The sequence below is a fragment of the Marinobacter sp. UBA3607 genome, assembly GCF_002375525.1.
Lineage (GTDB): Bacteria > Pseudomonadota > Gammaproteobacteria > Pseudomonadales > Oleiphilaceae > Marinobacter > Marinobacter vinifirmus.
Genome location: NZ_DFLY01000030.1, coordinates 80,590 through 107,342, shown reverse-complemented (window position 1 = coordinate 107,342; position 26,753 = coordinate 80,590). Strand labels below are relative to the sequence as shown.

Annotated in this window: 25 protein-coding genes and 2 tRNA genes; 15 read left to right on the top strand and 12 right to left on the bottom strand. The window is 58.7% G+C overall.

Going from position 1 to position 26,753, the window contains the following annotated elements:
• The first annotated feature begins 3 nt into the window (after positions 1-3).
• The 9 genes from ispE (at position 4) to B2589_RS11395 (ending at position 6,512) form a co-directional block, all read left to right on the top strand.
• Entirely contained in the window at positions 4-864 is an 861-nt protein-coding gene (gene ispE, locus B2589_RS11435; RefSeq protein ID WP_286816646.1) for a 4-(cytidine 5'-diphospho)-2-C-methyl-D-erythritol kinase, read from the top strand.
• 22 nt (positions 865-886) lie between these two features.
• Positions 887-961 (top strand) — tRNA-Gln (locus B2589_RS11430).
• A 52-nt stretch (positions 962-1,013) separates the two neighbouring features.
• Positions 1,014-1,964 carry a ribose-phosphate diphosphokinase gene (locus tag B2589_RS11425; protein WP_058340355.1) on the top strand — a complete coding sequence of 317 codons (951 nt, stop codon included), beginning with the start codon at positions 1,014-1,016 and terminating at the stop codon, positions 1,962-1,964.
• A gap of 162 nt (positions 1,965-2,126) precedes the next feature.
• Positions 2,127-2,765: a 50S ribosomal protein L25/general stress protein Ctc gene (locus tag B2589_RS11420; protein WP_058340356.1), complete on the top strand. Its 639-nt coding sequence runs from the start codon at positions 2,127-2,129 to the stop codon at positions 2,763-2,765.
• A gap of 21 nt (positions 2,766-2,786) precedes the next feature.
• A complete protein-coding gene (pth, locus tag B2589_RS11415; RefSeq protein ID WP_286816645.1) occupies positions 2,787-3,377 on the top strand; it encodes an aminoacyl-tRNA hydrolase in 591 nt (196 codons plus the stop codon).
• Between the two features lie 84 nt (positions 3,378-3,461).
• Positions 3,462-4,553, top strand: a complete 1,092-nt coding sequence (ychF, locus tag B2589_RS11410) for a redox-regulated ATPase YchF (protein ID WP_022987812.1) — start codon at positions 3,462-3,464, stop codon at positions 4,551-4,553.
• Positions 4,554-4,644: 91 nt separating this feature from the next.
• Positions 4,645-4,721, top strand: a tRNA-Met gene (locus B2589_RS11405).
• Positions 4,722-4,831: 110 nt separating this feature from the next.
• Complete coding sequence (locus B2589_RS11400) at positions 4,832-5,275, top strand: PACE efflux transporter (RefSeq protein WP_094624621.1); 444 nt, start codon at positions 4,832-4,834, stop codon at positions 5,273-5,275.
• A gap of 25 nt (positions 5,276-5,300) precedes the next feature.
• Positions 5,301-6,512, top strand: a complete 1,212-nt coding sequence (locus B2589_RS11395; protein WP_286816644.1) for a serine hydrolase domain-containing protein — start codon at positions 5,301-5,303, stop codon at positions 6,510-6,512.
• A 42-nt stretch (positions 6,513-6,554) separates the two neighbouring features.
• Here B2589_RS11395 and B2589_RS11390 read toward each other — a convergent pair whose 3' ends face one another.
• Positions 6,555-7,112 carry a hypothetical protein gene (locus tag B2589_RS11390; RefSeq protein ID WP_286816643.1) on the bottom strand — a complete coding sequence of 186 codons (558 nt, stop codon included), beginning with the start codon at positions 7,110-7,112 and terminating at the stop codon, positions 6,555-6,557.
• 151 nt (positions 7,113-7,263) lie between these two features.
• Between B2589_RS11390 and B2589_RS11385 the strand changes: the two genes are divergently transcribed.
• From B2589_RS11385 to B2589_RS11375, 3 genes are all read left to right on the top strand, one after another.
• A complete protein-coding gene (locus B2589_RS11385; RefSeq protein WP_286816642.1) occupies positions 7,264-8,541 on the top strand; it encodes an O-acetylhomoserine aminocarboxypropyltransferase/cysteine synthase family protein in 1,278 nt (425 codons plus the stop codon).
• A gap of 131 nt (positions 8,542-8,672) precedes the next feature.
• Positions 8,673-9,716: a lipoyl synthase gene (gene lipA, locus B2589_RS11380; protein WP_199456223.1), complete on the top strand. Its 1,044-nt coding sequence runs from the start codon at positions 8,673-8,675 to the stop codon at positions 9,714-9,716.
• 88 nt (positions 9,717-9,804) lie between these two features.
• Positions 9,805-12,282, top strand: coding sequence for an efflux RND transporter permease subunit (locus B2589_RS11375; RefSeq protein ID WP_286816641.1), 2,478 nt, complete (start codon positions 9,805-9,807; stop codon positions 12,280-12,282).
• Between the two features lie 50 nt (positions 12,283-12,332).
• Here B2589_RS11375 and B2589_RS11370 read toward each other — a convergent pair whose 3' ends face one another.
• A complete protein-coding gene (locus B2589_RS11370; RefSeq protein ID WP_286816640.1) occupies positions 12,333-14,384 on the bottom strand; it encodes a BCCT family transporter in 2,052 nt (683 codons plus the stop codon).
• Positions 14,385-14,641: 257 nt separating this feature from the next.
• Complete coding sequence (locus B2589_RS11365) at positions 14,642-15,082, bottom strand: Spy/CpxP family protein refolding chaperone (protein WP_227508219.1); 441 nt, start codon at positions 15,080-15,082, stop codon at positions 14,642-14,644.
• Between the two features lie 235 nt (positions 15,083-15,317).
• On the opposite strand from B2589_RS11365, the gene ylqF reads away from it, so the two are divergent.
• Positions 15,318-16,241, top strand: coding sequence for a ribosome biogenesis GTPase YlqF (ylqF, locus tag B2589_RS11360; RefSeq protein WP_286816639.1), 924 nt, complete (start codon positions 15,318-15,320; stop codon positions 16,239-16,241).
• Positions 16,242-16,326: 85 nt separating this feature from the next.
• A complete protein-coding gene (fnr, locus tag B2589_RS11355; RefSeq protein ID WP_022987830.1) occupies positions 16,327-17,076 on the top strand; it encodes a fumarate/nitrate reduction transcriptional regulator Fnr in 750 nt (249 codons plus the stop codon).
• A 38-nt stretch (positions 17,077-17,114) separates the two neighbouring features.
• Here the strand turns inward: fnr and B2589_RS11350 are convergent, their stop codons facing one another.
• Positions 17,115-18,008 (bottom strand): SDR family oxidoreductase, encoded by an 894-nt coding sequence (locus B2589_RS11350; protein ID WP_286816638.1) that lies wholly within the window; start codon positions 18,006-18,008, stop codon positions 17,115-17,117.
• A gap of 156 nt (positions 18,009-18,164) precedes the next feature.
• Between B2589_RS11350 and B2589_RS11345 the strand changes: the two genes are divergently transcribed.
• A complete protein-coding gene (locus tag B2589_RS11345; RefSeq protein WP_022987832.1) occupies positions 18,165-18,521 on the top strand; it encodes a hypothetical protein in 357 nt (118 codons plus the stop codon).
• On the opposite strand, the gene alr is transcribed toward B2589_RS11345, so the two are convergent.
• The 8 genes from alr to rnr form a co-directional block, all read right to left on the bottom strand.
• Complete coding sequence (gene alr / locus B2589_RS11340; protein ID WP_286816637.1) at positions 18,496-19,569, bottom strand: alanine racemase; 1,074 nt, start codon at positions 19,567-19,569, stop codon at positions 18,496-18,498. The two genes, B2589_RS11345 and alr, sit on opposite strands and share 26 nt — an antisense overlap.
• Positions 19,569-20,975 (bottom strand): replicative DNA helicase, encoded by a 1,407-nt coding sequence (gene dnaB / locus B2589_RS11335; protein ID WP_036218876.1) that lies wholly within the window; start codon positions 20,973-20,975, stop codon positions 19,569-19,571. The genes alr and dnaB overlap by 1 nt, the downstream gene beginning before the upstream one ends.
• Positions 20,976-21,121: 146 nt before the next feature.
• Positions 21,122-21,568: a 50S ribosomal protein L9 gene (gene rplI, locus B2589_RS11330; protein WP_022987835.1), complete on the bottom strand. Its 447-nt coding sequence runs from the start codon at positions 21,566-21,568 to the stop codon at positions 21,122-21,124.
• Between the two features lie 20 nt (positions 21,569-21,588).
• A complete protein-coding gene (locus B2589_RS11325; protein WP_022987836.1) occupies positions 21,589-22,455 on the bottom strand; it encodes a hypothetical protein in 867 nt (288 codons plus the stop codon).
• A gap of 25 nt (positions 22,456-22,480) precedes the next feature.
• Complete coding sequence (gene rpsR, locus B2589_RS11320) at positions 22,481-22,711, bottom strand: 30S ribosomal protein S18 (RefSeq protein ID WP_008937282.1); 231 nt, start codon at positions 22,709-22,711, stop codon at positions 22,481-22,483.
• Positions 22,712-22,735: 24 nt separating this feature from the next.
• Positions 22,736-23,152 (bottom strand): 30S ribosomal protein S6, encoded by a 417-nt coding sequence (gene rpsF, locus B2589_RS11315; protein ID WP_058340370.1) that lies wholly within the window; start codon positions 23,150-23,152, stop codon positions 22,736-22,738.
• A 241-nt stretch (positions 23,153-23,393) separates the two neighbouring features.
• On the bottom strand, positions 23,394-24,131 hold the full coding sequence (gene rlmB, locus B2589_RS11310; protein WP_094624611.1) for a 23S rRNA (guanosine(2251)-2'-O)-methyltransferase RlmB: 738 nt from the start codon (positions 24,129-24,131) through the stop codon (positions 23,394-23,396).
• Between the two features lie 25 nt (positions 24,132-24,156).
• Positions 24,157-26,610, bottom strand: a complete 2,454-nt coding sequence (gene rnr / locus B2589_RS11305) for a ribonuclease R (protein ID WP_286816636.1) — start codon at positions 26,608-26,610, stop codon at positions 24,157-24,159.
• Positions 26,611-26,753: the final 143 nt, after the last annotated feature.

Genomic DNA, 26,753 nt, shown 5'->3' with positions numbered 1-26,753 from the left:
CCTGTGGCCGACCTGACCCTGCCCTCGCCCGCCAAGCTCAACCTGTTCCTGCACATTGTCGGCCGCCGGCCTGACGGCTATCACGAGCTGCAGACCCTGTTCCAGTTTCTCGACTACGGGGACGAGCTCAGCTTTACCCTGACCCCGGATGAACCCGGTGTGCGCCTGGCTGACCCGATTCCCGGCGTGCCCGACAGCGACAACCTGGTGGTGCGGGCCGCCCTGGCACTGGCAGAACTCAGCAAAGCCCCCCTGCCCGGCGTAACCATTCACCTGCACAAACGCCTGCCCATGGGCGGCGGTCTGGGTGGCGGCAGCTCCAATGCCGCAACCACCCTGCTGGCCATGAACCACCTGTGGCAGCTGCACCTGAATGAAGACCAGCTGGCAGAAATCGGCCTTGGCCTGGGCGCCGACGTACCGGTATTTGTGCGCGGCCACGCCGCCTTTGGCGAGGGTGTCGGCGAAAAACTGACCCCCGTAAACCCGCCGGAAGACTGGTTTGTTGTCCTGAAACCTGAGTGCGAAATAAACACCGGAAAGATTTTTTCAGAACAAGGGTTGACAAGGGACACACCAAAAATCAAAATACGCCCCGCTTTTGAGGGAGACGCCTCGAGGTACCGAAACGACTGTGAGGATGTAGTTCGCAAACTGTATCCGAAGGTTAACCAGAGCCTGGAATGGCTTTCACAATTCGGACCTGCAAGATTAACCGGAACCGGGGCTTGCATTTTTGGACGTTTCCCTACAGAATCCGCAGCCCGGATTATCTGGGAAAGCAAACCCTCCGGCATCACGGGGTTCGTAGCTAAAGGGGTGAACATTTCGCCTCTACACCAAAAGCTAACAGAGCTGAAATGATGCCAAGAAAGCACGATGATATTGGGGTGTCGCCAAGTGGTAAGGCAACGGGTTTTGATCCCGTCATGCGCAGGTTCGAATCCTGCCACCCCAGCCACCTTTCTCCCGCTTCTTCTGAATCAAACGCCGATACTGAGAAGGATACTGTCGTGTCCAAATTGATGATCTTCGCCGGCAACGCCAATCCTGAACTCGCTCAGGATATTGCCAAGAAACTTCATATTCCCATGGGTCAGGCCACTGTTGGTCGTTTCAGCGATGGTGAAACCACCGTTGAGATCAACGAAAATGTGCGCGGCCACGATGTCTTTATCATCCAGCCCACCTGCTACCCGACCAACGACAACCTGATGGAACTGATCGTGATGGCCGACGCCCTGCGCCGCGCTTCCGCCACACGGATCACCGCCGTTATCCCCTATTACGGATACGCCCGTCAGGACCGTCGCGTTCGCTCTACCCGGGTTGCCATCAGCGCCAAGGTAGTAGCCGACATGATCTCCAGCATCGGCGTGGATCGTGTACTGACTGTAGACCTGCACGCAGACCAGATTCAGGGCTTCTTCGACATCCCGGTAGACAATATCTATGCCACGCCGGTTCTGCTCGAAGACATCGAGAAGCAGCGTTTCGAAAACTTTGTGGTTGTCTCTCCGGACGTCGGCGGCGTTGTCCGCGCCCGCGCCGTGGCCAAGCGCCTGGATGATGCCGACCTGGCCATCATCGACAAGCGTCGCCCCAAGGCCAACGTATCCCAGGTGATGCACATCATCGGTGATGTACGAGACAAGACCTGCATCCTGGTAGACGACATTGTCGATACTGCCGGCACCCTGTGCAAAGCCGCCAATGCCCTGAAAGAGCACGGCGCTTCCCGCGTGGTTGCCTACATTACCCACCCGGTACTTTCCGGCCCGGCTATCGAGAACATTAGCAACTCGGAGCTGGACGAACTGGTGGTATGTGACACCATCCCGCTGGGTGACAAAGCAAAAAATTGTGATAGAATCCGCCCCCTCAGCATGGCTGGGCTGCTCGCCGAATCCATTCGTCGTGTGAGCAACGAAGAGTCCATCAGTGCCATGTTTGAGAACGTCTGAGCCGGCAAATCTCCGTAACACTCAGACTTAAAGGCAGTTTTCGGGTCGGGAGTCCAGCTGGGCTCCCGACTCTTTTAGTAGGCCAGATAACTGGCCTTTCAGAGAACTCATCTGTTCCAAGCCTGGTCGCGGGCCGTTCAGATGAATAACGAGGTACATACCATGTCCCAGGAATTCGTAATTGAAGCATTTCCTCGTGACGATCAGGGGAGAGGTGCGAGCCGCCGCCTGCGTCGCGAAGAGCGTAAAATCCCGGCCATCATCTACGGTGGCGGCAAAGACGCAACTCCGGTAGCCATCTGGCACAACGAGCTGAAAAAGGCCCTCGAAAACGAAGCCTTCTTCTCTCACATCCTGACTATCGACATTCAGGGCAAGAAAGAAAGCGTGATCCTGAAGGATCTGCAGCGTCACCCGTACAAGCTGCTGCTGACCCACGCCGACTTCCTGCGCGTTGACAAGGATCACGAGATCCACGTTAACGTACCGCTGCACTTCATCAACGAAGATGTTGCTCCGGCCGTGAAACTGCAGGGTGGTGTTGTTTCCCACACTATGACTGAAGTTGAAGTTATCTGTCTGCCGCAGAACCTGCCCGAGTTCATCGAAGTAGACCTGAACGAAGTAGAGATGGACCAGGTTGTTCACCTGAGCGATCTGAAACTGCCGAAGGGCGTTCAGGTTGCTGCCCTGCTGCAGGGCGAAGACCACGACCAGCCGGTTGCCTCTATCCACAAGCCGAAGGGTGCCAAGGCGGACGACGCCGAGGAAGCCGAAGGCGAGGAAGGCGGCGAGGAGTAATCACTCCGGGGGCAAAGGCGAATGGCACAGGATATTGTCATGGTGGTTGGACTGGGGAACCCCGGTGCCGACTACGAGAATACCCGCCACAACGCCGGCGCCCTGTTCGTCGAAGCGCTGGCCCGCGATGCGGGCCAGACGCTGCGCCCCGAAAAGAAGTACCACGGGCTGTATGCCCGCATTCAGTGGCAGGGCCTCGACCTGCACTTGCTGAACCCCAGCACCTTTATGAACCGCAGCGGCACCGCAATCAAAGCCCTGGCGGACTTTTTCAAGATTCCCCCCGAACAGATTCTTGTCGCCCACGATGAACTCGACCTGCCTCCCGGCACGGCCAAGCTCAAGAAAGGCGGCGGTCACGGCGGCCACAACGGTCTTCGGGACACCATTGCCCACCTGAGCACCAACGACTTCCAGCGTTTACGCCTTGGCATCGGCCACCCCGGCGACAGCCGCAAGGTAACCGGTTACGTACTGGGCCGCCTGGGCAAGCAAGAAACCGAGCAGCTCCATGCCGTCTTCGACGAAGTGATGCGGGTACTGCCCGATGCTGCCAGCGGAAAACTGGCCGCGGCCATGAACCGCCTGCACAGCTTCAAACCGGCTCCCTGAGCAGGGGCACAACCCCTTACTCGCACCCTTACCGATACACCGGTATAATCCGCCCAAATTTTTCAGTTCCAGCAGAGGCATTCCATGGGATTTAACTGCGGCATCGTCGGCCTTCCCAACGTCGGCAAATCCACCCTGTTCAACGCACTGACCAAAGCCGGCATCGGCGCGGAAAACTTCCCCTTCTGCACCATCGAGCCGAACGCCGGCGTGGTGGCCATGCCGGACCCCCGCCTGACCAAGCTGGCGGAAATCGTAAAGCCTGAGCGCGTGGTTCCCACCACCATGGAATTCGTGGACATCGCCGGCCTGGTTGCCGGTGCATCCAAGGGTGAAGGCCTGGGCAACCAGTTCCTGGCCAACATCCGCCAGACCGACGCCATCGCCCACGTGGTGCGCTGCTTTGAAGACGGCAACGTGATTCACGTCGCCAACAAGGTAGACCCGGCCTCGGACATCGAAGTGATCAACACCGAACTGGCACTGGCCGACCTCGACACCGTCGAGAAAGCGATCAAGCGAGTACAACGCGTCGCCAAGAGCGGCGACAAGGAAGCCAAGGCCCAGCTGGAGATGTTTGAAAAGCTGCTGCCGGTGCTGAACGAAGGCAAACCCGTTCGCGGCATGGGCCTGGACAAAGACCAGATGGCACTGATCCGTGAACTGTGCCTGCTTACCGTCAAGCCCACCATGTACATCGCCAACGTGAACGAAGACGGCTTCGAGAACAACCCGCACCTGGACACTGTGCGCAAAATCGCCGAGTCTGAAAATGCGGTAGTCGTGCCTATCTGCAACAAACTGGAAGCAGAAATCTCGGAACTGGAAGACGAAGAGAAATCCATGTTCCTGGATGAAATGGGCATGGAAGAGCCGGGCCTGGATCGCGTCATCCGCGCCGGCTACGGCCTGCTGGGCCTGCAGACCTACTTCACCGCCGGGGTTAAGGAAGTCCGCGCCTGGACCGTAAAAATCGGCGCCACCGCTCCCCAGGCCGCCGCAGTTATCCACACCGATTTCGAGCGGGGCTTCATCCGCGCCGAAGTTATCGGCTATGACGATTTCGTACAATACAACGGCGAAGCCGGCGCCAAGGATGCCGGCAAATGGCGCCTGGAAGGCAAGGAATACATCGTCAAAGACGGCGACGTTATCCACTTCCGCTTTAACGTGTAATTTTTCCGGAATTTTGGGCTCAAGGCCTTGACACCCCGAGCCCAAATACCGAAAATACGCGCCTCGTTTGGGGCATACCCTGAAGCGAAATGGCAAGGTAGCTCAGTTGGTTAGAGCACAGCACTCATAATGCTGGGGTCGGCGGTTCGACTCCGCCCCTTGCTACCAGTATTCTGAAAGCCCGGTTCGAAAGAACCGGGCTTTTTCAGTTCTGGGGACGACCCCACCCTTCCCGGGAACAGAACGCGGGACGACCCGCCTACGCTACTCCCAACACCATGCGAACCACAAAAGACCGAATCCGCCAGGCCATTTCCTTTGAAGTGATCGGCCTGCTCATATCAACTCCCCTGGCCGCCTTTGTCTTTGGCCTGGATCTTGGGGAAACCGGTGTACTTGCCGCCATCGGCGCCACCATGGCCACCCTGTGGAACTATATCTTCAACCTGATGTTTGATCACGGCCTGAAGCGGTTCACCGGCACTACCCGGAAAACCCTCAAGCTGCGATTCCTGCATGCCATCAGTTTCGAGTTCGGGCTAATGCTGGCATTCCTGCCAGTGATCGCCTGGTGGCTCGACATCGGCCTGCTGGATGCGCTGATCGTAGATATCGCCTTTGTGGTGTTTTACCTGGTTTACGCCTTTGTGTTTACCTGGTGCTACGATACCGTGTTTCCCGATAACGATGCCGGCCCGGCATCTACCAACCAGATCCGTTAAACCGAACAAAAGGCTGCCCGCTGCCATGCAGGAATCAATCACCTCCGGCGTTTCCCTGGATCGCCTGAAGCGTATTACCCGCCACTTCGACGAGAACTACATTCAACCCGGCAAGATTCCGGGGGCGGTCACGCTGGTGGCCCGGCATGGCAAGGTTCTCTGGTGTGAAGCCCAGGGCCTGAGAGATGTCGAACGCAACCTGCCCATGGAACGGGATACAGTGTTCCGCATCTACTCCATGACCAAGCCCATCACCTCCATCGCCATGATGCAGCTGTATGAGCAAGGCAAATTTCTGCTGAACGACCCGGTACACAAGTACATTCCCTCCTGGCGAAACCTTCAGGTGTACAAGGGTGGCCGCTACCCGGATTTCGAAACCGAACCGGCAACCACCACCATGACCATCCGGGACCTGATGACTCACACCTCCGGGCTGACCTACGGTTTCACCGAGCGAACAGAAGTCGATGCCGCCTATCGCCAGCTGAAACTGGATGGCAGTTCGATCCTGACCCTGGACAAGCTGGTGGATCGCCTTGCAGAACTGCCACTGGAGTTCTCACCGGGCACCGCGTGGAACTATTCCGTATCCACCGATGTACTGGGTTACCTGGTTGAGCTGTTATCCGGCAAGCCACTGGATGCGTATTTCCGTGAGCACATTTTCGAACCACTGGGCATGGCCGACACCGGCTTTCAGGTCCGGCAGGACCAGCAGGAACGTTTCGCTGCCTGCTACCTGTACCAACCCGGCGACACCATGAAGCTGCAGGACGACCCGGAGCGCTCCCGTTATCTGAAGCAGCCCAAGTTCCTGTCCGGCGGCGGTGGGCTGGTCTCCACCATTGATGACTATTTCCGCTTCGCCCAGGCCCTCTGCCAGGGCGGCGAGTATCAGGGCCAGCGCATCATCGGGCGCAAAACCCTGGAATTCATGCGCCTGAACCACCTACCTGGCGGCAAGGACCTGCCGGGGCTTTCTATTGGCGGCTTCAGCGAAACACCCTATGCCGGCAGCGGGTTCGGGCTGGGCTTTTCGGTGAAAACCGATGTTGCCAGTTCTGCCACCATCGGCTCGGAAGGCGAATTCGGCTGGGGCGGACTGGCCAGCACCAGCTTCTTTGTGGATCCTGTGGAAGACATGGTGGTGATCTTCATGACCCAGCTGATGCCATCTTCCTCCTACCCCATCCGCCAGGACCTCCGGGCACTGGTGTACGGAGCCCTGAACTGAAAAAGCCCGCAATTGCGGGCTTTTTCGTAAACGCAGGGGGAATTATTCGCCCCAGAAATTCCACCAGGCCTTGGACTTTTCCTGCTTCTTGGCCTGGCCTTGCTCGCTACCTTTGCTGGCCGGATCAGCCTTGCGGTTCGTGTTATCCCGATTGGATTCTCCCTGCCCCTGATCCTTCATGCGCTCTTTCTGGTCCTGAGCGCGTTCACGGGCCTGCTCTTCCTGTTTTTGCTGCATTTCGCGCATGCGCTCAGCCTGGTCTTTTTCTGCTTCGGCGCGATCCTTGGCCTGCTCACGGGTGCGCTCCGCTTCATCACGGCCACGCTCTTCCATATCCTTTGCGCGCTCGCGTGCACGCTCAGCTTCGTCCTTGTTGCGCTCGCGGGTCATTTCTTCCTGTTTCTTGGCGCGTTTTTCTTCAGCTTTCTGCTGGCCCTTGTTTCTGGCTTCTTCCGCCTTGGCCTTGCCCTTTTGCATCATTTGCTCACCTTGCTGGGCGTTGTTACCGCCAGCCTGGGCATACACCGGAGCAGATACCAGACCCCCTGCCAGCAACAGGCTGGAGGCAATCACGGCAGAACGAATCACGGTCAGTTTCATGGCATTTCCTTATCAGGGTCAGTGAATTTTCATTAAACCATATACTTCTTATACGCCTATAACGTTTGAAACTGTGCGAGGGTTCCATTGCCTGTGGCATACTCGGTGCCTCAAACCAATAATGAACAATCCACCCGCAAGGAATGTTGTGATGAAACCAGCAACTCTCGCGCTGCACGCCGGCTTCAAGAGCGACCCGACCACCAAGGCCGCTACCACTCCTATTTACCAGACCACGTCCTACACCTTTGATGACACCCAGCACGGTGCCGATCTGTTTGATCTGAAAGTTCAGGGCAACATTTACACCCGCATCATGAACCCGACCAACAATGTGCTGGAAGAGCGAATGACTGCGCTGGAAGGCGGCGTTGGCGCCCTGGCGGTGGCTTCGGGCATGGCCGCCATCACCTATGCCCTGCAAACCATCTGCAAGGTCGGCAATAACATTGTCAGTACCAGTCAACTTTATGGCGGCACCTACAACCTGTTTGCCCACTCGCTGCCGAACCAGGGCATCGAGTGCAAGATGGTGCGCCACGATGATTTCGAGGCAGTCGAGAACGCCATCGACGACCAGACCCGCGCCCTGTTCTGCGAATCTATCGGCAACCCGGCCGGCAACGTGGTGGATATCCAGAAGTGGGCCGAAATTGCCCACAAACACGGCATTCCGCTGATTGTCGATAACACCGTAGCGACGCCCTTCCTGTGCCGTCCGTTCGAACACGGCGCGGACATCGTGATCCACTCCCTGACCAAGTACATTGGCGGCCACGGCACCACGGTGGCGGGTATCGTAGTGGATTCCGGCAAGTTCGACTGGAAAGCCAGCGCCGACAAATTCCCGATGATGAACCAGCCGGACCCGTCCTACCACGGCGTGGTTTACACCGAAGCCCTGGGCGAAGCTGCCTTCATCGGCCGCTGCCGTGTAGTGCCGCTGCGTAACACCGGCTCTGCCCTGTCGCCGTTCAACTCGTTCCTGATCATGCAGGGGCTGGAAACCCTGGCCCTGCGCATGGAACGCCACTGCGACAACGCCCAGAAGGTTGCCCAGTTCCTGCAGGATCACCCGGCTGTTGAGTGGGTGAACTACGCCGGCCTGGCCAACAGCCCCTACAAGGCCACCTGCGACAAGATCTGTGGCGGCAAGGCCTCCGGCATTCTGAGCTTCGGCATCAAGGGTGGCCGCGAGGCCGGCGCGAAGTTCATCGACGCCCTGGATCTGATCCTGCGCCTGGTGAACATCGGCGATGCCAAGTCCCTGGCTTGCCACCCGGCCACCACTACCCACCGCCAGCTCAACGCTGACGAGCTGAAAAGTGCCGGGGTCAGCGAGGACCTGGTGCGGCTCTCCATCGGCATTGAAGACGCCGACGACATCATCTCCGACATCACCCAGGCCCTGGACAAATCCCAGGCCTGACATTGATCAACCGGGTACGACCAATGTCGTGCCCGGTTACCCCGTGATTCCCCCTACCCGCCTTGTAACTGCCCTGCCTCAGGATTATTCTTTAAGGTTCTCCATACGTTGACCCGAGAGTTTCCGGCCCCATGAGCGACAGCGCAAAGTCCCGCATTACCAGTGGTTCCAAATTCCGTAACGAACACGGCTTTTCCGCCATCAAGGACGGCGTAAAACGTTCCTCTTCAAACACGGAAGACAAGCCCCTGGAGCGCAAGCCGAAATGGCTGCGGGCGCGTATGCCCGGTGGCGAGCGCTATGACGCGGTGCGCCGCAACGTCTCGGAACATCGCCTGAGCACCGTGTGCCAGGAATCCCACTGCCCCAACATCGGTGAATGCTGGACCAACGGCACTGCCACCATCATGGTGATGGGTTCTGTGTGCACCCGCGCCTGCAAATTCTGCGCAGTGGATACCGGCAACCCGAAAGGCTGGCTGGACCCGGAAGAGCCGGAGAACACCGCCAAGTCTGTTGAGCTGATGGGCCTGCGTTACATCGTACTGACCTCGGTCGACCGGGATGACCTGGACGACGGCGGCGCCGCTCACTACGCCGCCTGCGTATCTGCCATCAAACAGCGCACCCCGGAAGTGGCCGTTGAAGCCCTGACTCCGGACTTTGATGCGGTGATGAGCGATGTGGAAAAAGTCGTGGATTCCGGCCTGGATGTATTCGCCCAGAACGTGGAAACCGTCAAACGCCTGACCAGCCGTGTGCGCGACCCCCGCGCCGGATACGAGAAAACCCTGAGCGTCCTGGCCCACGCCAAGAAACACCGGCCAGACGTGCTCACCAAGACCAGCCTGATGGTCGGCCTGGGTGAAACCGAAGAAGAAATCCTGGAAACCATGGATGACCTGCGCGCCATCGGCGTAGACATCCTCACCATCGGCCAGTACCTGCGCCCCACCCCGAACCACCTGCCGGTGGAACGCTATGTGACTCCGGAAGAGTTCAACCGCTACCGTGAAATCGGCCTCGAAAAGGGCTTTATGGAAGTGCCCTCCGGCCCCATGGTGCGCTCCAGCTACCGCGCTGACCGGGTGTTCGACAAGAACAACCTCGGGCTGGCCGTGCCGGAAGTGCCCGCCTCCAACGCCATGCAGATCCCGGTGAAAGCCGTCGACTGATCCGTTCACAGATTCCCGGGCCGGAGGTCACAGTCGGCCCGGGTTTGTGGCACACTCTGCACTCGTTTTTTCAGCAGAGTAGTAAGCCATGAATCGCCTCGGCGCCCTGTACGACCGTTTTATCCTCCCCCACCCCTGGATTGTGCTGATCCTGTTCGGTGCCATCCTGGCCCTGGCAGCCCTGCGCTTTGATCAGTTCCGGCTGGATGCCTCCGCCGAATCCCTGGTCCTGGAAAACGACCGTTCCCTGGAAGAGTACCGGCAGGTAAACCGGATATTCACTACCTCTGACGACTTCCTGGTGGTGACCTATTCCCCCCGGGAAGACCTGTTCAGTGAAACCGGCCTGCAACGGCTGGCAGCACTGAGAGACGAACTCCAGGCCCTGGAGGCGGTCGGCTCTACCAACAGCATTCTTAACGTACCCCTGCTGCACAGCCCGGACCTGACCCTCGATACCGTCGACAGTGAAATCAAAACCCTGGACGAACACAATGTGGCGCCCCAAACCGCCCGCCAGGCCCTGCTCGACAACCCCATGTACCCGAACCTGCTGCTCAGCGAAGATGCCGGTACCACCGCCATTCAGGTGAACCTGCCGACACCGGAGCGCTATTTTGAACTGCTGAATCGCCGCAACGAACTGCGAGACAAAGCCAGCAGCGGCAATGCCAGTGCCGAAGACCAGCAGCAACTGGAACAGGTCAGCCGGCAGTTCATCGACTACACCGAACAGCTGGGTGCCGAGCGGGATGCCACCATTGGGCAGGTGCGCAGCATTCTGGACAACTACCGGGAGCACGCCAGCATCCACCTGGGTGGCGTACCGATGATTGTCGCCGACATGATCCGCTTTATCGAAAGCGACCTGTCCACCTTTGGCCTGGGCGTACTGGCCTTCCTGTTACTGACCCTGGCGATTATTTTCCGCCAGTGGCGATGGGTACTGGTGCCACTGTTGTGCTGCGGCTTTACCGTGTGGCTGATGATCGGTTTTCTGGGTTGGGCCCAGTGGCCGGTCACCGTGATTTCCTCCAACTTTATTTCGCTGCTGCTGATCATGACCCTGTCGCTCACCATCCACCTGATTGTGCGCTACCGGGAATTCCAGCACGACGAGCCGGATGCCGCGCCCCGGGATGTCCTGCGCCGCACCATCATGGCCATGGTCAAACCCTGTTTTTACATGGCGGTGACCACCATCGTGGCCTTCGGCTCACTCACCTTCAGCGGCATACGCCCGGTGATCGACTTCGGCTGGATGATGACCCTCGGCCTTACCGTGGCGTTCCTGATCACCTTCCTGGTTTTCCCCGCCCTGCTCAGCCTGCTGCCACCACCGCTGGATAACCGCGTAACGTCAAACAAGGTGCCCTTCACCGATGCCTTTGCCCGCTTTACCGAGCATTTCGGCGGCACCGTCCTGGTCGGCTCGGCAATCATCGCTGTGCTGTGTGTGATCGGCCTGAACCGGCTGACGGTGGAAAACAGCTTTATCGATTACTTCAAATCCTCTACCGAGATTCACCAGGGCATGATCACCATCGACGACCGGCTGGGCGGCACGACCCCGCTGGATGTGGTGATTACCGATGAACCAGCGCCCGAAAACCCGGGCAACGATCCCTTTGCCAGCGACTGCGATCCGTTCCTGGACGATTGCGGCGACGAGGAATACCGGGACACCTGGTACACCTACCAGAAAATGCGGGACCTGGGCGCGGTACACGACTACCTGCACAGCCTGCCGGAAACCGGCAAGGTGCTGTCGATCAGCACAACGCTGGACCTGCTGGCACAGGTAAACGGCGGTGAACCGCTGGATGCCCTGCAGCTGGCGTTTGTACCGGCTGCCGTGCCAGAAGACTTACAGGACATCCTGCTCACCCCCTATATTTCCGAGGAGCACGACCAGGCCCGGTTCAGCATCCGCATACTGGAAACCTTACCGGAACTGCGCCGGCAGGAGCTGCTGGACAGAATCCGCAGCCACCTGACCACCGAACTGGGTTACGACAAAGACCGTATCCTGCTTTCAGGCATGACGGTGATGTACAACAACATGCTGCAAAGCCTGTTCGATTCGCAGATCAAAACCATCGGGGTCGTGTTTGGCGCTATCCTGGCCATGTTCCTGCTGTTGTTCCGCTCGGTAAAGCTGGCCCTGATCGGCATGGCACCCAACCTGATTGCCGCCGGCTCGGTGCTGGGCCTGATGGGTTGGCTCGGCATTCCGCTGGATATGATGACCATTACCGTGGCCGCCATTACCGTTGGCATCGCCGTGGATGACACCATTCATTACATCCACCGGTTCAAAACCGAGTTCGCCAAAGACGGTGACTACCTGGCCACCATGCACCGCTGCCATCGCAGCATCGGCCAGGCCATGTTCTTTACCTCGCTGACCATCATCTCCGGGTTCTCGATCCTGGTGCTGTCGAACTTTATTCCCACGATCTACTTCGGCCTGTTCACCGGCTTCGCCATGTTCATGGCCCTGCTCGGCGCCCTGACCCTGCTGCCCCGGCTGATTGTCCTGATCAAGCCTTTCCCTGCCCCATAATAAAAACCCCGCCGGAGCATGGCTCGGGCGGGGTTTTTGTAGTTACCGGATCAGGCCTTGCCTGGCTCCGGGTCGTCGGTGTTGATCATGTCATCATGCTCATTCATATCCCACGGCAGCTTGCCCGGCGAGATATTGAGGAAGTGCAGGTAGTTCTCGAACTGGTCGAGAATGTCCTTGATGATGTCATGCTCATCGTAGCCGAACACATCGTAGGAACGACCGCCCCGGCGCAGATAGACTTCTGCCCGAAAATAGGCTTCAGGCTCGTCCGGGTCACGCTTGAGCTCGCCGTAGACAAAGCCCGGCATCGGGTGCTCGGTCAGCCGCACATCGTAGATGAAGTCGACATGGTGCTCACGGTGCACCTGCAGGTGCGAACGCAGATTCTCGGCATCGAACTCGGCGGTTGCATCCCAGCCCTTGGCCTTCAATTCCTGCTCCACTTCCCGCATGGCATTCATGGCAGTGTTCTTGATGAACATTTCCACTTCGTGCTGGCCCGGGAATTCCACAATCGCCGCCAGGCGATGCTTCCATTGGGAGCCGGTCATGTGCCGGCTGCTCATCATGTGCGCCTGCAGGCTGGTTTCACGGTGGCCTTCAATCACAAGGGCCCGCCACATACCAACGGCGGCAATCAGCATGATGATGGCAAATGGCAAGGCGCTGGCAATGGTCATGGTCTGCAAGGCACTCAGCCCGCCTGCCAGCAGCAGCACCGCTGCAACCGCACCTTCCAGCACGGCCCAGAACACCCGCTGCCATGCCGGGGTATTGATCACGCCACCGGAAGCCAGGGAGTCGATCACCAGCGAGCCTGAGTCAGACGAGGTGACAAAGAAGGTGATGATCAGCAACACCGTCAGCAGGGAAATAAAGAACGACCAGGGCAGCACGTCGAACAGCTTGAACAGGGCAACCGCGTGGTCATCCTGCACGTCCGTGATCAGGGTATCCAGGCCTTCGTTCATGATCAGGTTCAGGGCGGTGTCGCCGAATACCGAGAACCACAGGAAGGTGAACACCGACGGCACCAGCATCACACCGAACACAAACTGGCGGATGGTACGGCCGCGGCTGATCTTGGCGATAAACATGCCCACGAAAGGCGCCCAGGCGATGGTCCAGCCGAAGATGAACAGCGTCCAGTTACCGATCCAGTCACTGCGGGTGTAGGCCTGCAGGTTGAAGGTGCGCTCGACAATACCGCTCAGGTAGCTGCCGGTGTTCTGCAGGAAGGTTTCCAGGATGTGGATGGTGGGCCCGACCACAAACACAAACAGCATCAGGGATACCGCCAGCACCATGTTGAGAATGGACAGACGCTTTACACCCTTATCCATACCTGCCACCACCGACACGGTCGCCGCCGCGGTAATCACCGCAATGGCAATAATCTGCACCGTGGTACTGATGGGGACTTCCGGCCAGAGATAGTTGATGCCTGCGTTGATCTGGGTAACCGACAGCCCCAGCGTAGTGGCTATACCGAACATGGTGCCCAGAATGGCGAAGATATCCACTGCGTGGCCGATGGGGCCGTAGATCTTCTCGCCAATCAGCGGGTAGAGCGCGGAGCGGATAGACAGCGGCAGACCATGGCGGAAGGCAAAGTACGCCAGCACCAGGCCTACCAGGCCGTAGATGGCCCAGATATGAAAGCCCCAGTGGAAGAAAGCAATCTGCATGGCCTGCTTGGCCGCATCCACGGTTTCAGCAGCGCCGGCAGGCGGCGTGGCGTAATGCAGCACGGGTTCGGCCACGCCAAAGAACAGCAGCGCGATACCGTAGCCGGCCGAAAACAGCATGGCAAACCATTCCGGGAAGGAGTACTGGGCTTCCGCGTGATCCGGCCCCAGTTTGATATTGCCCCACTTGGATGCACCCACAGAGACAATAAAGACCAGGAAGATGGCAACCGACAGCATGTAGAACCAGCCGAAGGTATCGGTAATCCAGGCCAGGGTCGCGCTGAACGCTTCCCCTGCCAGCTCGGGATTGCTGATGGTTCCGATCACCAGCAACAGCGCAACAACAACGGCCGGAATAAAGACCGGTACGAGGATAGTGGAACGGATAGCTTTCGTATCTGAAGCCATAGAGTCCATCCATGTTATGAGTGAGTTTTACAGGGCTTCTTGCGAGCCCTTTCGAGCATTACGAAAAGTATAGGATCAAATGCATTATTTGGATTACACAGAATACTTCTAACCGTGAAATAAACTTATAGACCGGTCAAGGCTTTTGTGCAGAAGGAGTTGCGGGGAAAAGGCGGAATGGCAAAGGGGGTAACCGGAGAGAAAACAACCCGCACCTGCAGCATCGGCAGGCGCGGGCGGTATTACGACGGGCGAACTTACTGGCCCGGCTGCATCATCTGACGCTGTTGCTGCATCTGACGCTGCATTTCCTGCATCTGGCGGTCCAGCTCTGCGCGCTGTTCCTCAGTGAAAACGGCATCCACTTTCGCTTGCATCAGTGCGGAAAGCGCGGCAATTTCACCGGTTACATCACCCAGCTCTTCGGCGTTGTCGCGGATGGCGGATTCGTTGTAGTCCGGCTTGATTTCACCCTGCAGCTTCTGTTGCAGGTTCTGGGCACTCTGGCGCAACTCGCCGATCTCGCCCTGCATGTCATCAATAATGCCGCGGATTTCGCTCTGCTGGTCGTCAGACAGCCCCACCATTTCTGCAAGCTGGGCAACCTGGTCCGGCTGGCCGGGCTGCTGGGCGAATGCGGTGGCCGACAGGCTCAGGGCAATCAGTGCGGAACCGATAAATTTCACAACTTGCTGCATAATTTTCTCCATCGCAGACGGCCACTGTCAAAGCCGCCGTTTATTGGCTTAACGTTTGAGACCCCACACCCTAAAACAATCACACACCGGATTTCATCCCGATATCCCGTCTTTCTGTACACAGCACACAGAAAAACCGTTGCCAGCCCAGGCAACACGGGGCTTCCGATAAATGTGAAAGTTTAGTCATTCCCCTGCATAATGGCGCCTTTCAGCAACAGGCGGAGCAACACCGATGGCGATTAACTGGTTTCCCGGGCACATGCACAAGGCTCGCAAGGAGATCAAACAGGTCATGCCCCAGATGGACCTGATCATCGAGGTGGTAGACGCCAGAATCCCGTTCAGCAGCGAGAACCCGCTGGTGCCGTCGCTGCGTGGCGACACGCCGCTGATCAAGGTGCTGAACAAGCGAGACCTGGCTGACCCGGCAATCACCGAACAATGGCTGGCCTGGATTGAAAAAGAACGCGGAGTGCGGGCCATCACCCTCACCCACAACCAGCGCCAGGAAGCCCTGGGCATCCTCAAGCTGGCGGAGGAAATGACCCCTACCCACAACCGGGAAAAAAGCGCCCTGCGGGTAATGATTCTGGGCATCCCCAACGTGGGCAAGTCTACGCTGATCAACACACTGGCCGGTCGCCCTGCCGCCAAGACCGGTAACGAGCCCGCGGTTACCCGGGCCCAGCAAGCCATCAAGCTGCCGGATAACGTGCTGTTGTACGACACCCCGGGGTTCCTCTGGCCCAAGCTGTCACCGGAGCAGTGCGGCTACCGGCTGGCAGTCACCGGCGCCATCCGCAGCGCGGTACTGGATTTTGAAGATGTTGCGATGTTCGAAGCCGACTACCTGGTGCAGGCCTACCCGGAGCTGGTCATGGCCCGCTACGGCCTCGACCAGAAGCCACAGGACGGGTTGGCGCTGATGGACGCGATTGCGGAAAAGCGGCGCTTCCTGGGCCGCGGCGGCGTACCGGACCTGCACAAGGTTTCCGAGGTGTTGCTGAACGAATTCCGGGCCGGCACACTGGGGCAGATTTCTCTGGAAACACCTGACATGGTTGAACAGGAACTGGCAGAAGCCCGTATCAAGGAAGAGCAGGAAGCGAAGGAAAAAGCCATCAAAGCCGAACAGCGGAAACGAAAGAAACGCTGAATAGATCGTTCGCTGTTCAACACTTACATATCAGGCTACCATTCTGCTATGCTTGATTTGGATCAACCCGGATGGTTTATCAACTATGGCCCAGGCAATTCATCTCCACCAAGTATCTCCGCTCAAAGCCTCATGCCAGCAGTGTAGCCTGAGCAACCTCTGCCTTCCCCTTGCCGTTGAAGAGAACGATCTCGAGCGGCTCGAAGATATTGTCCAGCAGGGCAAAATCTACAACCGGGGCGAGCACATCTTTGACCAGAGCACCCCGATGCGGTCCTGCTTTGCGGTGAAGAGCGGGTCGGTGAAGACCTCTATCATTACCGAAGGCGGTGACGAGCAGGTGACCGGCTTCTTTATGCCTGGCGAGCTGGTCGGGCTCGACAGCATGAGCAGCGACACCTACGCCTGCACGGCCAAGGCCCTGGAACGCACCAGTGTGTGCGAGTTCCCGATCGAAAAGCTGGAAGAGCTCACCGGCAAACTGCCCGAGCTTCAGCATCATATGTACCACTTGCTGAGCCAGGAAATCCAGAACAGCCACCAGTTGGCCATGTTGCTGAGCAAGAACACCGCAGAAGAGCGCATTGCCGCCCTGCTGCTGTCACTGTCCAGCCGCTTCCGTCGCCGTCGCATGTCGCCGACCAACTTCAGCCTGCCCATGGCACGGAACGACATTGCCAACTTCCTGGGCCTGGCAGTAGAAACCGTTAGCCGGGTGTTCACCCGCTTCCAGAACCAGGGCATTATCCGTGCCCGTGGCCGTGAAGTAGAACTGCTGGATGTAGAAGCCCTGCAGCTGGTTACCCGTGACTTCGCCCGCCAGGGCTGTCAGTAACCACCCTGACTTCTTTCTGAATATCACTGGCCGGCGGATTACAGGTCCGTCGGCTCGGTCTTCTCTTCAGCTTTTTCGTCGATACTACCCGTACCCTTGATCATGGCAACCTCTTCGTTTAGCCATGTGCGCCAGGGCAGCTGCTTGATACCGAACGTGTTCTTGATCTTGCTGCACACCATGGTGGTGTTTACCGGCTCCAGGTGTCCCCACTGTGGCAGTTCGTCCACCACGCGAATGTCTTCCGGAATACCGGGCATACCGGCAATCGCCAGCCCCAGCTCGTACAGGTTGATCTCTTCGGAACCGGCATACTGATAGGTGCCCCAGACTTCGGCACCGCAATCCAGCTGCAGCACAATCGCACTTATCACCCGGGCAAGGTCCTGGACTGCCACTGGCTGGCCCTGGCAGCGGCCGGGCAGCGACAAGGTGTCTGCGCGCCCCGTGCTTTCGTACAGCTTGCGGATAAAGCGGCCCAGGCTCCAACCGGTACGCAGCAGGATGTGCCGGGGCAGCAGTGTACGCAGCGCCTGTTCACACTCCCACTGCCAGCGGCCCAGCTCGTTGATTGGCTGGCCCGGGTTAGACGCTATGTAAGCACCCTGTTTGCGACCGTCAAACACGTAGCAGGAAGACAACTGCAGCAGCGCCATGCCTCGGTCCCGGGCGTGCTCGGCCAGGCACAGGGGCAGCGAAAAGGCCACCTCATGGGCCGCTTCCCGGTTGGCTTCGGCCTTCTCCGGGTCAGCCAGCCAGAGCGCATTCACAATCAGGTCTGCATCTTCCGGAATCCAGCTTTCCAGGGCTTTCAGGTCGGCATTGGCCGGGTCGCTGACCAGCAAAGGGCTCACCCGCAGATGGGTTTTGCGCAAGCGCTCCAGGAGCACTTTCCCCAGTGGGCCGTAGTCGTGAACAACAAGTACATGCACGCGGAATCAACGCCTCCGGAATATCACTGATATGACGCCTGTCGGAAACCACTCAGGCCAATGGCCGGAGCGGAGGGTTGCTGCACTATGCCTGCAACCTGAAACGCCGGTGTTAATTGAAGTCTCACTTGCGAGCATACAACAACAGGAAGCCCTATGCTGAAACAACAGAGCCATATTGTTGCCCCGATTCCCGATGAACTCCGTACCCGCGCGCTGTACACAGTAAGCGAGCTGAAAAGCCGCGGCAAGGCCGACAAGCAGGCTATTGAACAGCTGTACGACCTGATCAACGAGCTGACCGAAGCCGGGCTGGATTTCTTCTTCATCGAACCGCTGCGCCGCCTGAAAGCCGGCAGCATGATGATGGGCATGGCCAGGATGGGCATCAGCAGCATGCTCAAAGGCAGCAAGATGGTGATTCACAAGGTTCTGAAAAAACTGGATGACCGTAGCCTGGCGGCGATTCTCGATTTCATCGAGGAGATCATTCATGAACCCGAGGCACCCTAGCAGACACCCCGGTCAGTAGCTCATAACCGATGGTGCCGGCACATTCCGCCACCTCATCCACGCTGACGGTCGGGCCCCAAAGCTCCACCCTGTCCCCTTCACGGGCCTGAGGCGCATTGCCCAGGTCCACCGCCAGCATATCCATGGATACGCGGCCCAGCAGCCGTATGCGCTGGCCATTGATGGCCGCCGGCGTTCCCGTGCCCGCATGGCGCGGGTAGCCGTCGCCGTAACCGATCGCCACCATGCCCATGCGGGTGTCCCGGTCTGCGGTAAAGGTGCACCCATAGCCAATGGCTTCACCGGCACGCACGGTGCGGGTGGTGATCAACGGTGCCTCCAGGGTCATGGCCGGTTTCAGCCCGAGATCCAGTCCGGTTTTACCAATCATTGGCGAGGCGCCGTACAGCATGATGCCAGGCCGGCTCCATTCGTAGAGGGGTTGGTTGGGCCGGAAATGGGCCGCCGAGTTACCGACACTGCGCATCAGATCCGGCCAGGGCGCGACAGCCGCTTCAAAGCTGCGGGTTTGCTGCCCGGTGAAATCACTGGCCAGGTCATCCGCACAGGCAAAGTGGGTGACAAAGCCCTGTAACCGGGCTCGGCCGCCCATGGACTCCAGGCCGGCCACCACCTCCGGTAACTCCCGGGGCCGGAAACCCAGCCGGTTCATACCGGTATTTACCTTCAGCCAGAAGCTCGGCACCGAGGCTTCAGACAGCCAGCCCAGCTGCTGCCGGCAGTGCAACACCGGCTCGAAGTCCATGGCGGCACAACGGGCCAGGTCTCTCGCTTCGTGCACGCCCTGCAACAACACCACCGGTTGCGGCAGGCCCGCCTGACGGATGGCTTCCGCTTCTTCAAGGCATGCTACGGCGTATTTCCCGGCCAGCCCGTCCAGGGCACCGGCCACCGCCTGGATGCCATGGCCATAACCGTCGGCCTTGACCACAGCCATGGCCCGGGCATTGCCGGCTTTCTGCTGAGCCAGGCGATAGTTGAACCTGACCGCCTCAAGGTCAATACGGGCAACGGTGGGGCGTGGCATCAGTAATCACCACCGTAGTCACCGTAATCCCCGTGGGCGAGGTCCTCAAACTTGGTGTACTTGCCGATAAACGCCAGGCGAATGGTGCCGATGGGGCCGTTCCGCTGCTTACCGATGATGATCTCGGCAATGCCTTTATCCTGGGTGTCTTCGTTGTACACCTCGTCCCGGTATACAAACATGATGACGTCGGCGTCTTGCTCGATCGCACCGGATTCCCGCAAGTCCGAGTTCACCGGTCGCTTGTTGGGCCGCTGCTCCAGGCTCCGGTTCAGCTGCGACAGGGCAACCACCGGGCAGCTCAGTTCCTTGGCAATGCCTTTCAGGGAACGGGATATTTCCGAGATCTCGGCGGTACGGCCCTCGGTGTTACCGGGCACCCGCATCAGCTGCAGGTAGTCGACCATGATCAGGCCGATCTTGCCGCCGTTTTCCCGGGCAATACGGCGCGCACGGGAACGCATTTCCGTAGGGCTCAGGCCCGGGGTGTCATCTATGTACAGGGGCTTGTCTTTCAGCAGGCTGACCGCCGAGGTCAGCCGCGGCCAGTCGTCTTCTTCCAGCTTGCCGCTTCGTACCTTGGTCTGGTCGATCCGGCCCAGTGAAGACAGCATACGCATGGCCAGTGCATCGGCGGGCATTTCCATACTGAACACCAGGATGGGAGTACCGGTGCTGATCAGTGCGTTTTCAACAATGTTCATGGCGAAGGTGGTCTTACCCATCGAGGGCCGCCCCGCCACGATAATCAGGTCTGCCGGCTGCATACCGGAGGTCTGGTCGTCCAGGTCCCGGAAACCGGTGGTCAGGCCGGTGGTCTGCTCGCCGGATTCGAACAACTCTTCAATACGGCTCAGCGTGGTGGCCAGGATCGGGTTGATGGCCTTGGGACCAGAGCCCTCCTTGCTGCGGGATTCTGCAATCTGGAACACGCTGCGCTCGGCTTCGTCCAGAATCTCGCTGCTTTTGCGACCCTGCGGGTTAAAGGCCGAGTCGGAAATCTGGCCGGAAACTTCCACCAGTTTTCTCAGGATCGAACGCTCGCGGACAATATCAGCGTAGGCGCGAATATTCGCCGCGCCCGGGGTTTTCTCGGCCAACTCGGCCAGGTACGACAAGCCGCCGGCATCTTCAATGTCGCCGGCCCGCTCCAGGAACTCGGCCAGGGTAACCACATCCAGCGGCTCGCTTTCGCTGGCCAGCCGTTCCACCGCACCGAAGATCAGCCGATGATCCTGCCGGTAAAAGTCGGAGGCAGAAATAACTTCGGAGATTTCGTCAAAACGGCGGTTATCCAGCATCAAACCACCGAGAACAGCCTGTTCTGCCTCTACCGAATGAGGGGGAACCTTGATCCGGCTGGTTTCGGGATCCATCGACGCAGGTTTCAGAGTGGGATTGGCCATAAATACCGACAACATTGAAATGGGAATACGGGAGTACAAGAATACCAGAAAGCAACGGGCCCGAAACCGTCTCCGGTTCGGGCCCGTCTGGGGAAACTGAAACCCGGGGTTTCAGCTCCTTTGAAGCTACCTGTAGCGGCTACCGATTACTCGGCAACAACCGCCAGCTTGATAGTAACTTCAACATCAGTGTGCAGCTGCAGTTCGATGTCGAACTCGCCGACAGTCCGGAGCGGACCTTCCGGCAGACGAACTTCGCTCTTCTCGACTTCAGTGCCACCGGCAGAAACAGCTTCTGCGATGTCACGAACACCGATAGAACCGAACAGCTTGCCTTCTTCACCAGCCTTGGAGCTGATGGTGAAGGACGCACCTTCCAGGGCCTCGGCACGGGCCTGGGCAGCAGCCAGCTTCTCAGCGGCAGCTTTTTCCAGCTCGGCACGACGCTCTTCGAACGCCTGTACGTTTGCAGCCGTGGCAGGAACAGCCTTGCCATACGGCAGCAGGAAATTACGACCGTAACCGGCCTTAACCTTTACCTTGTCACCCAGGGAGCCAAGGTTTGCTACTTTCTCGAGCAGAATAACTTCCATCTCGTTAACCTCTTCGTGCTTTATTCAGCCGGCCCGGCGGGTTTTATTCGCCCCCGGATATCCAGCCAGCTATCCACAAAAGCCAGAACCAACAAAAGCATCATCAGACTCGGACCCAGCAGAACCAGTAGCACGTAGAATGCTACCAATGCCTGCCCGCCCCACTGTTTACGACCAACAAACCCGTGCACCAGTGCCAGCGAAGCGATGAACAGCGGTGTTCCCGCAGCCCATGCCAGCAGCATGGAATTGAGCCCCAGCAGCGGGCCTATCACCATGGTGACAGCGCACACAACCGCAATGGCCGGCGACAACCTCAGGGCATGGAATTCCTTGCGGAAACCTCCGGGGTTATACAGCCCCGCCTGCCATGCCCTCGCCAGCATTGTCATACCAATGGCCGTGGCGAAATAGGTGCCCGCCATACTGGCGTTCATGGTGTTGCGGATGATCAGCTCAAGTTCGCTGCCCAGTGACCGCGCCACCTCGGCGTTGTATTGCTCGTAAAACCCGACACCGGCCTGGACCAGTTCGTCCAGCAGTGCCGGATACATCAAGGGCATCATCAGCCCTGTCAGTATCATCAGAAAGGCGCCCGACAGCAGCGCTCTCTCCCAGGACAGCGATGTTCTGAGAATCGACGCCATCAGCATCACCTGCAACAGCACCACCAGCGCGGTCGGATCCTGCCCGAAGGTGGCCCAACCCAGTGCGGGTAGTACTGCCCAGAGACCGATGTTCAGCCCCTGCCGGATGCCCAGTCGCAAAATGACCAGGCCGATAACTGCTGCGCCAATCCAGAACAGCAAGGGTAATGCAGTCGCAACTGCCGCAACCCCGCCGGCCTGCATGGGACCGCGCATTACATACTGTGCCAGTGCACGCATGGTCCCGGGTCCTGTCTATCTGTGCTTAGTGATCGTGGCTGTCCGTATACGGCAGCAGTGCCAGGTAGCGGGCACGCTTGATAGCGGTAGCCAGCTGACGCTGATAACGTGCTTTGGTGCCGGTGATGCGGCTGGGCACGATTTTGCCGGTTTCAGTGATGTAGCCTTTCAGGGTGTCCAGATCTTTGTAATCGATCTCTTTAACACCTTCTGCCGTGAAACGACAGAACTTACGACGTCTGAAAAAACGAGCCATAACGTAACTCCTAACTCCGGTTAATTACTCTTCTTCGTCCTGGGATGCGCTGCTCTGACGGTCGTCAGAATCAGCTGAACGACGCGGACGATCGTCTCCGCCGGAACGACGGTCCTCGCGGGACTCAGCGGCTTTCATCGGAGACATGTCGGTAACAGCCTCGTCGCGACGCAGAATCAGGTCACGGATGATGGCATCGTTGAACCGGAAGTTATGAGTCAGCTCGTCCATAGCGGCCTGTGAACATTCGGCGTTCATCAGTACGTAGTGAGCCTTGTGAATCTTGTTGATCGGGTATGCCAGGTGACGACGGCCCCAATCTTCCAGGCGATGTACCTTACCGCCATCTTCAGTGATGACGCTGGTATAACGCTCGATCATCGCGGGCACCTGCTCGCTCTGATCCGGATGTACCATGAAAACGATTTCGTAGTGACGCATGAGTTCTCCCTACGGGTTAAACAGCTTTCTTCTTTCGGCGATCCTTCCGGACCGCGACCCAGCATGAAAGCAAGGAGGTGACAGCAAGGCTGCCGGCTTCTTTTTTGCTTTATCAACTAGGCACTTACGGGTAAGGCCAGATCAAAAGCGGCGTTTTGCAGCCCGGAATACAGGCAATACAAAACCGCCCCTTAAAAAAGGGGTCACGTATTCTAGGCCCAAGGGGCCTGCAGTGCAAGGATTAACCGAGTCGCTGGCGCAAGGCCTCGTACAGACAAACGCCGGTGGCCACCGACACGTTCAGGCTGTCGACATGGCCCTGCATGGGGATGTTGATGAGCTGGTCGCAGTGTTCCCGGGTCAGCCGGCGCATGCCCTTGCCTTCGGCCCCCATAACCAGCGCTACCGGCCCCTTGAAATCAGCCTGGTAAAGGCCGGCATCGGCCTCACCGGCGGTGCCGATCAGCCACACCCCCAGATCCTTCAGCTCCCGCAGAAAGCGGGCCAGGTTGGTGACCCGTACAAAGGGGACGGTTTCTGCCGCACCACAGGCCACTTTACGGGCCACCGGTGTGAGCGACGCGGACTTGTCCTTGGGCACAATAACGGCCTGCACTCCGACCGCATCTGCGGTGCGCATGCAGGCACCGAGATTGTGCGGGTCGGTTACGCCATCAAGGACCAGCAAAAATGGCGGCTTGTCGCTATTGGACAGTTGGGCCAGCAGGTCGTCTTCCGTCCATTCACGGCTTTCCGCCACGGCCGCCACAATACCCTGATGGACGCCGGACACGCGTTCATCCAGCTCCCGGCGGTGCACCACCTTCCAACGCACACCCAGGCCATCCAGGGCATCGGTCACCGACTTTACCCGCTTATCCTGCCGCCCGGTCTGGATCCAGACCTGCTGAAGCCGCTCCGGCTCCCGCTTCAGCACCGCATCCACGGCGTGCCAGCCAAATACATATTCCTGAGACACTAACGATCAATTCCTGTGTAACTGGTTACTTTCGGGGCTTGCGCTTCTTGCCTGCCGCCGGAGATTTGCCCTTGCCACCTTTGCGCGCTGCGTCCCTGGCCGCTTCAGCCGCCAGCTTTTCCTTGGCACTGGCCGGCTTGCCGGTACGCTTACCGCCTTTACCACCCTTGCCTGCACGATCGCCCCGACCACGGGACTCACGCTTGGACATATCCAGGGCATCGCGGTCTGCCGTGCGCTTCTTCGGGGTGCTGACCAGCTCCAGGTCAATCTTGCGATCTTCCAGGTCGACCCGCACCACCTTCACACGCACCTCATCACCCAGGCGGAAGCTGACTGCCGTGCGCTCGCCGATCAGGCGATGCTTGGCGGCATCGTGGTGGAAGTAGTCACCACTGAGGGTGGAAACGTGCACCAGGCCTTCGATGTAGATATCAGACAGTTCCACAAAGAAACCGAAAGGCACCACGGCGGCAATCACACCGTTGTACTCCTCGCCCACGTGGTCACGCAGGAATTCGCACTTCAGCCACGCCATCACATCCCGGGTGGCATCATCAGCCCGGCGCTCGGTCATGGAACAATGCTCACCGAGCTGTTCCATTTTGGCGAGGTCGTAGGGGTACTCTGCCAGCTGCGGATCCGCCACCTTGGGTGAGACCACATCCTTGGTCACTTCCGGATTATGGATGCGGGACTTGATAGCCCGATGCACAATCAAATCCGGGTAGCGGCGAATCGGCGACGTAAAGTGGGTATAGCTGGGGAAGCCCAGGCCGAAGTGGCCCGCTTCTTCCGGGCTATAGACCGCCTGGCTCAGGGAACGCAGCATCACCATCTGGATGACGTTGGCATCCGGGCGATCCGCCACCTGCTCCAGCAACTGCTGGTAATCACCGGAGGTGGGCTTGTCACCACCACCCAGCTGCAAACCCAGCTCGCCCAGGAACAGGCGCAGGTTGCCCAGACGCTCTTCCGACGGGCCATCGTGTACCCGGTAAAGCGCCGGCATCTTGTGTTTTTTCAGGAACCGCGCCGTCGCCACGTTGGCGCACAGCATGCACTCTTCCACAATCTTGTGGGCATCGTTCCTGTGCACCGGAACGATTTCCTCAATCTTGCGCTCGGGATCGAACACAATCTTGGTTTCGGTGGTTTCGAAATCGATGGCGCCCCGCTCGGTGCGGGCACGGCGCAGCAGCTTGTACAGTTCATACAGGTTATGCAGGTGCGGCAACAAATCAGCGTAATGGCTGCTGAGCTTGTAGCCCTGCTCGGTATCCGGATGCTCCAGCATGGCACTGACCTTGTTGTAGGTCAGCCGGGCATGGCTGCGCATCACCGCCTGGTAGAAGGTGTAACCACTGATATTACCAGCGGCACTGATGGTCATGTCCGCCACCATACACAGGCGATCCACGCCCGGATTCAGGGAGCACAGGCCATTGGAGAGCTTCTCCGGCAGCATGGGCACGACATGATCCGGGAAGTACACCGAGTTGCCACGCTGAATGGCTTCTTCGTCGAGCGGGGAGCCCGGACGCACATAGTGGGATACGTCAGCAATCGCCACTACCAGGCGGTAGCCGCCACGGGGGCGCGGCTCGCAATAGATGGCGTCATCGAAGTCCCGGGCGCTTTCGTCGTCGATGGTCACCAGCCGCATATTGCGGATATCAACCCGGTTGGCCTTATCCTTCTCTGCCACTTCGGCAGGAATCGCTGCTGCCTGCTCACCCACTGCGGACGGCCAGCTGTGGGGAATCTCGTAGGAACGGATGGCCACATCAATTTCCATCCCGGGCGCCATGTGCTCACCCAGGATTTCGACAACCTGCCCTGTCGGCTGGGTACGGATTGTCGGCTGACGCAGAATCTGTACGACTACATACTGGCCATGCACCGCCTTGCCTGCGTGCTCGTCCGGAACCAGGATTTCCTGGTTGATGCGGGCATTCTCGGGCACCACGAAGGTAATACCGCTTTCCTTGAAGAAGCGGCCAACGATCTGCTGGGTACGGTGCTCGAGCACTTCAACAATCTTGCCTTCCCGGCGACCACGGTCATCCACCTGGTCAACCCGCGCAGCTACACGGTCACCGTGGAACACCTGGCGCATCTGGCGCGCGGTGAGAAACAGGTCGGAACCGCCATCATCAGGAATCAGGAAACCGAAGCCGTCCCGATGCCCGACTACCCGGCCGGTTACCAGGTCTGCTTCTTCTATAGGCAGGAACGCATCCCGGCGGTTACAAATCAGCTGCCCGTCGCGGCACATGGCAATCAGCCGGCGGCGAAGGGCTTCTATACTTTCCTCGGAAGTTTGCCCAAGCTCCTGGCACAGAGTCTCATGGGTGGCCGGTGCCCCCCGCTCTTTCAGGTGCTGGAGAATAAACTCCCGGCTCTGGATGGGGTTTTCGTATTTCTGAGCCTCGCGACTGGCGTGAGGGTCTTTGTGTTCTTTCTTCCTGGAAACCATTCGGATCCTTGCTATCTGGCCGCGATACTGCGGCGGAATTCATTATTCCTGCAGTATAACGTTGGTATGTCGAACCTGCCTAACCAGGGGACAATTAATAGGCACAAATACGGCGAAAACTTTTTTTGAAAAAATGTTTGACA

What these genes read in the sequence shown, in the direction of transcription:
- B2589_RS11325 (WP_022987836.1), bottom strand. Translation starts at nt 22,455, where the DNA reads ATGCGTGCACTGGCACAGTATGTAATGCGCGGTCCCATGCAGGCCGGC.
- rpsF (WP_058340370.1), bottom strand. Translation starts at nt 23,152, where the DNA reads ATGCGTCACTACGAAATCGTTTTCATGGTACATCCGGATCAGAGCGAG.
- B2589_RS11395 (WP_286816644.1), top strand. Translation starts at nt 5,301, where the DNA reads ATGCAGGAATCAATCACCTCCGGCGTTTCCCTGGATCGCCTGAAGCGT.
- B2589_RS11385 (WP_286816642.1), top strand. Translation starts at nt 7,264, where the DNA reads ATGAAACCAGCAACTCTCGCGCTGCACGCCGGCTTCAAGAGCGACCCG.
- B2589_RS11375 (WP_286816641.1), top strand. Translation starts at nt 9,805, where the DNA reads ATGAATCGCCTCGGCGCCCTGTACGACCGTTTTATCCTCCCCCACCCC.
- dnaB (WP_036218876.1), bottom strand. Translation starts at nt 20,975, where the DNA reads ATGGCCAATCCCACTCTGAAACCTGCGTCGATGGATCCCGAAACCAGC.
- rpsR (WP_008937282.1), bottom strand. Translation starts at nt 22,711, where the DNA reads ATGGCTCGTTTTTTCAGACGTCGTAAGTTCTGTCGTTTCACGGCAGAA.
- B2589_RS11370 (WP_286816640.1), bottom strand. Translation starts at nt 14,384, where the DNA reads ATGGCTTCAGATACGAAAGCTATCCGTTCCACTATCCTCGTACCGGTC.
- B2589_RS11420 (WP_058340356.1), top strand. Translation starts at nt 2,127, where the DNA reads ATGTCCCAGGAATTCGTAATTGAAGCATTTCCTCGTGACGATCAGGGG.
- B2589_RS11390 (WP_286816643.1), bottom strand. Translation starts at nt 7,112, where the DNA reads ATGAAACTGACCGTGATTCGTTCTGCCGTGATTGCCTCCAGCCTGTTG.
- fnr (WP_022987830.1), top strand. Translation starts at nt 16,327, where the DNA reads ATGGCCCAGGCAATTCATCTCCACCAAGTATCTCCGCTCAAAGCCTCA.
- B2589_RS11400 (WP_094624621.1), top strand. Translation starts at nt 4,832, where the DNA reads ATGCGAACCACAAAAGACCGAATCCGCCAGGCCATTTCCTTTGAAGTG.
- pth (WP_286816645.1), top strand. Translation starts at nt 2,787, where the DNA reads ATGGCACAGGATATTGTCATGGTGGTTGGACTGGGGAACCCCGGTGCC.
- rplI (WP_022987835.1), bottom strand. Translation starts at nt 21,568, where the DNA reads ATGGAAGTTATTCTGCTCGAGAAAGTAGCAAACCTTGGCTCCCTGGGT.
- B2589_RS11345 (WP_022987832.1), top strand. Translation starts at nt 18,165, where the DNA reads ATGCTGAAACAACAGAGCCATATTGTTGCCCCGATTCCCGATGAACTC.
- alr (WP_286816637.1), bottom strand. Translation starts at nt 19,569, where the DNA reads ATGCCACGCCCCACCGTTGCCCGTATTGACCTTGAGGCGGTCAGGTTC.
- B2589_RS11365 (WP_227508219.1), bottom strand. Translation starts at nt 15,082, where the DNA reads ATGCAGCAAGTTGTGAAATTTATCGGTTCCGCACTGATTGCCCTGAGC.
- ylqF (WP_286816639.1), top strand. Translation starts at nt 15,318, where the DNA reads ATGGCGATTAACTGGTTTCCCGGGCACATGCACAAGGCTCGCAAGGAG.
- lipA (WP_199456223.1), top strand. Translation starts at nt 8,673, where the DNA reads ATGAGCGACAGCGCAAAGTCCCGCATTACCAGTGGTTCCAAATTCCGT.
- rnr (WP_286816636.1), bottom strand. Translation starts at nt 26,610, where the DNA reads ATGGTTTCCAGGAAGAAAGAACACAAAGACCCTCACGCCAGTCGCGAG.
- ychF (WP_022987812.1), top strand. Translation starts at nt 3,462, where the DNA reads ATGGGATTTAACTGCGGCATCGTCGGCCTTCCCAACGTCGGCAAATCC.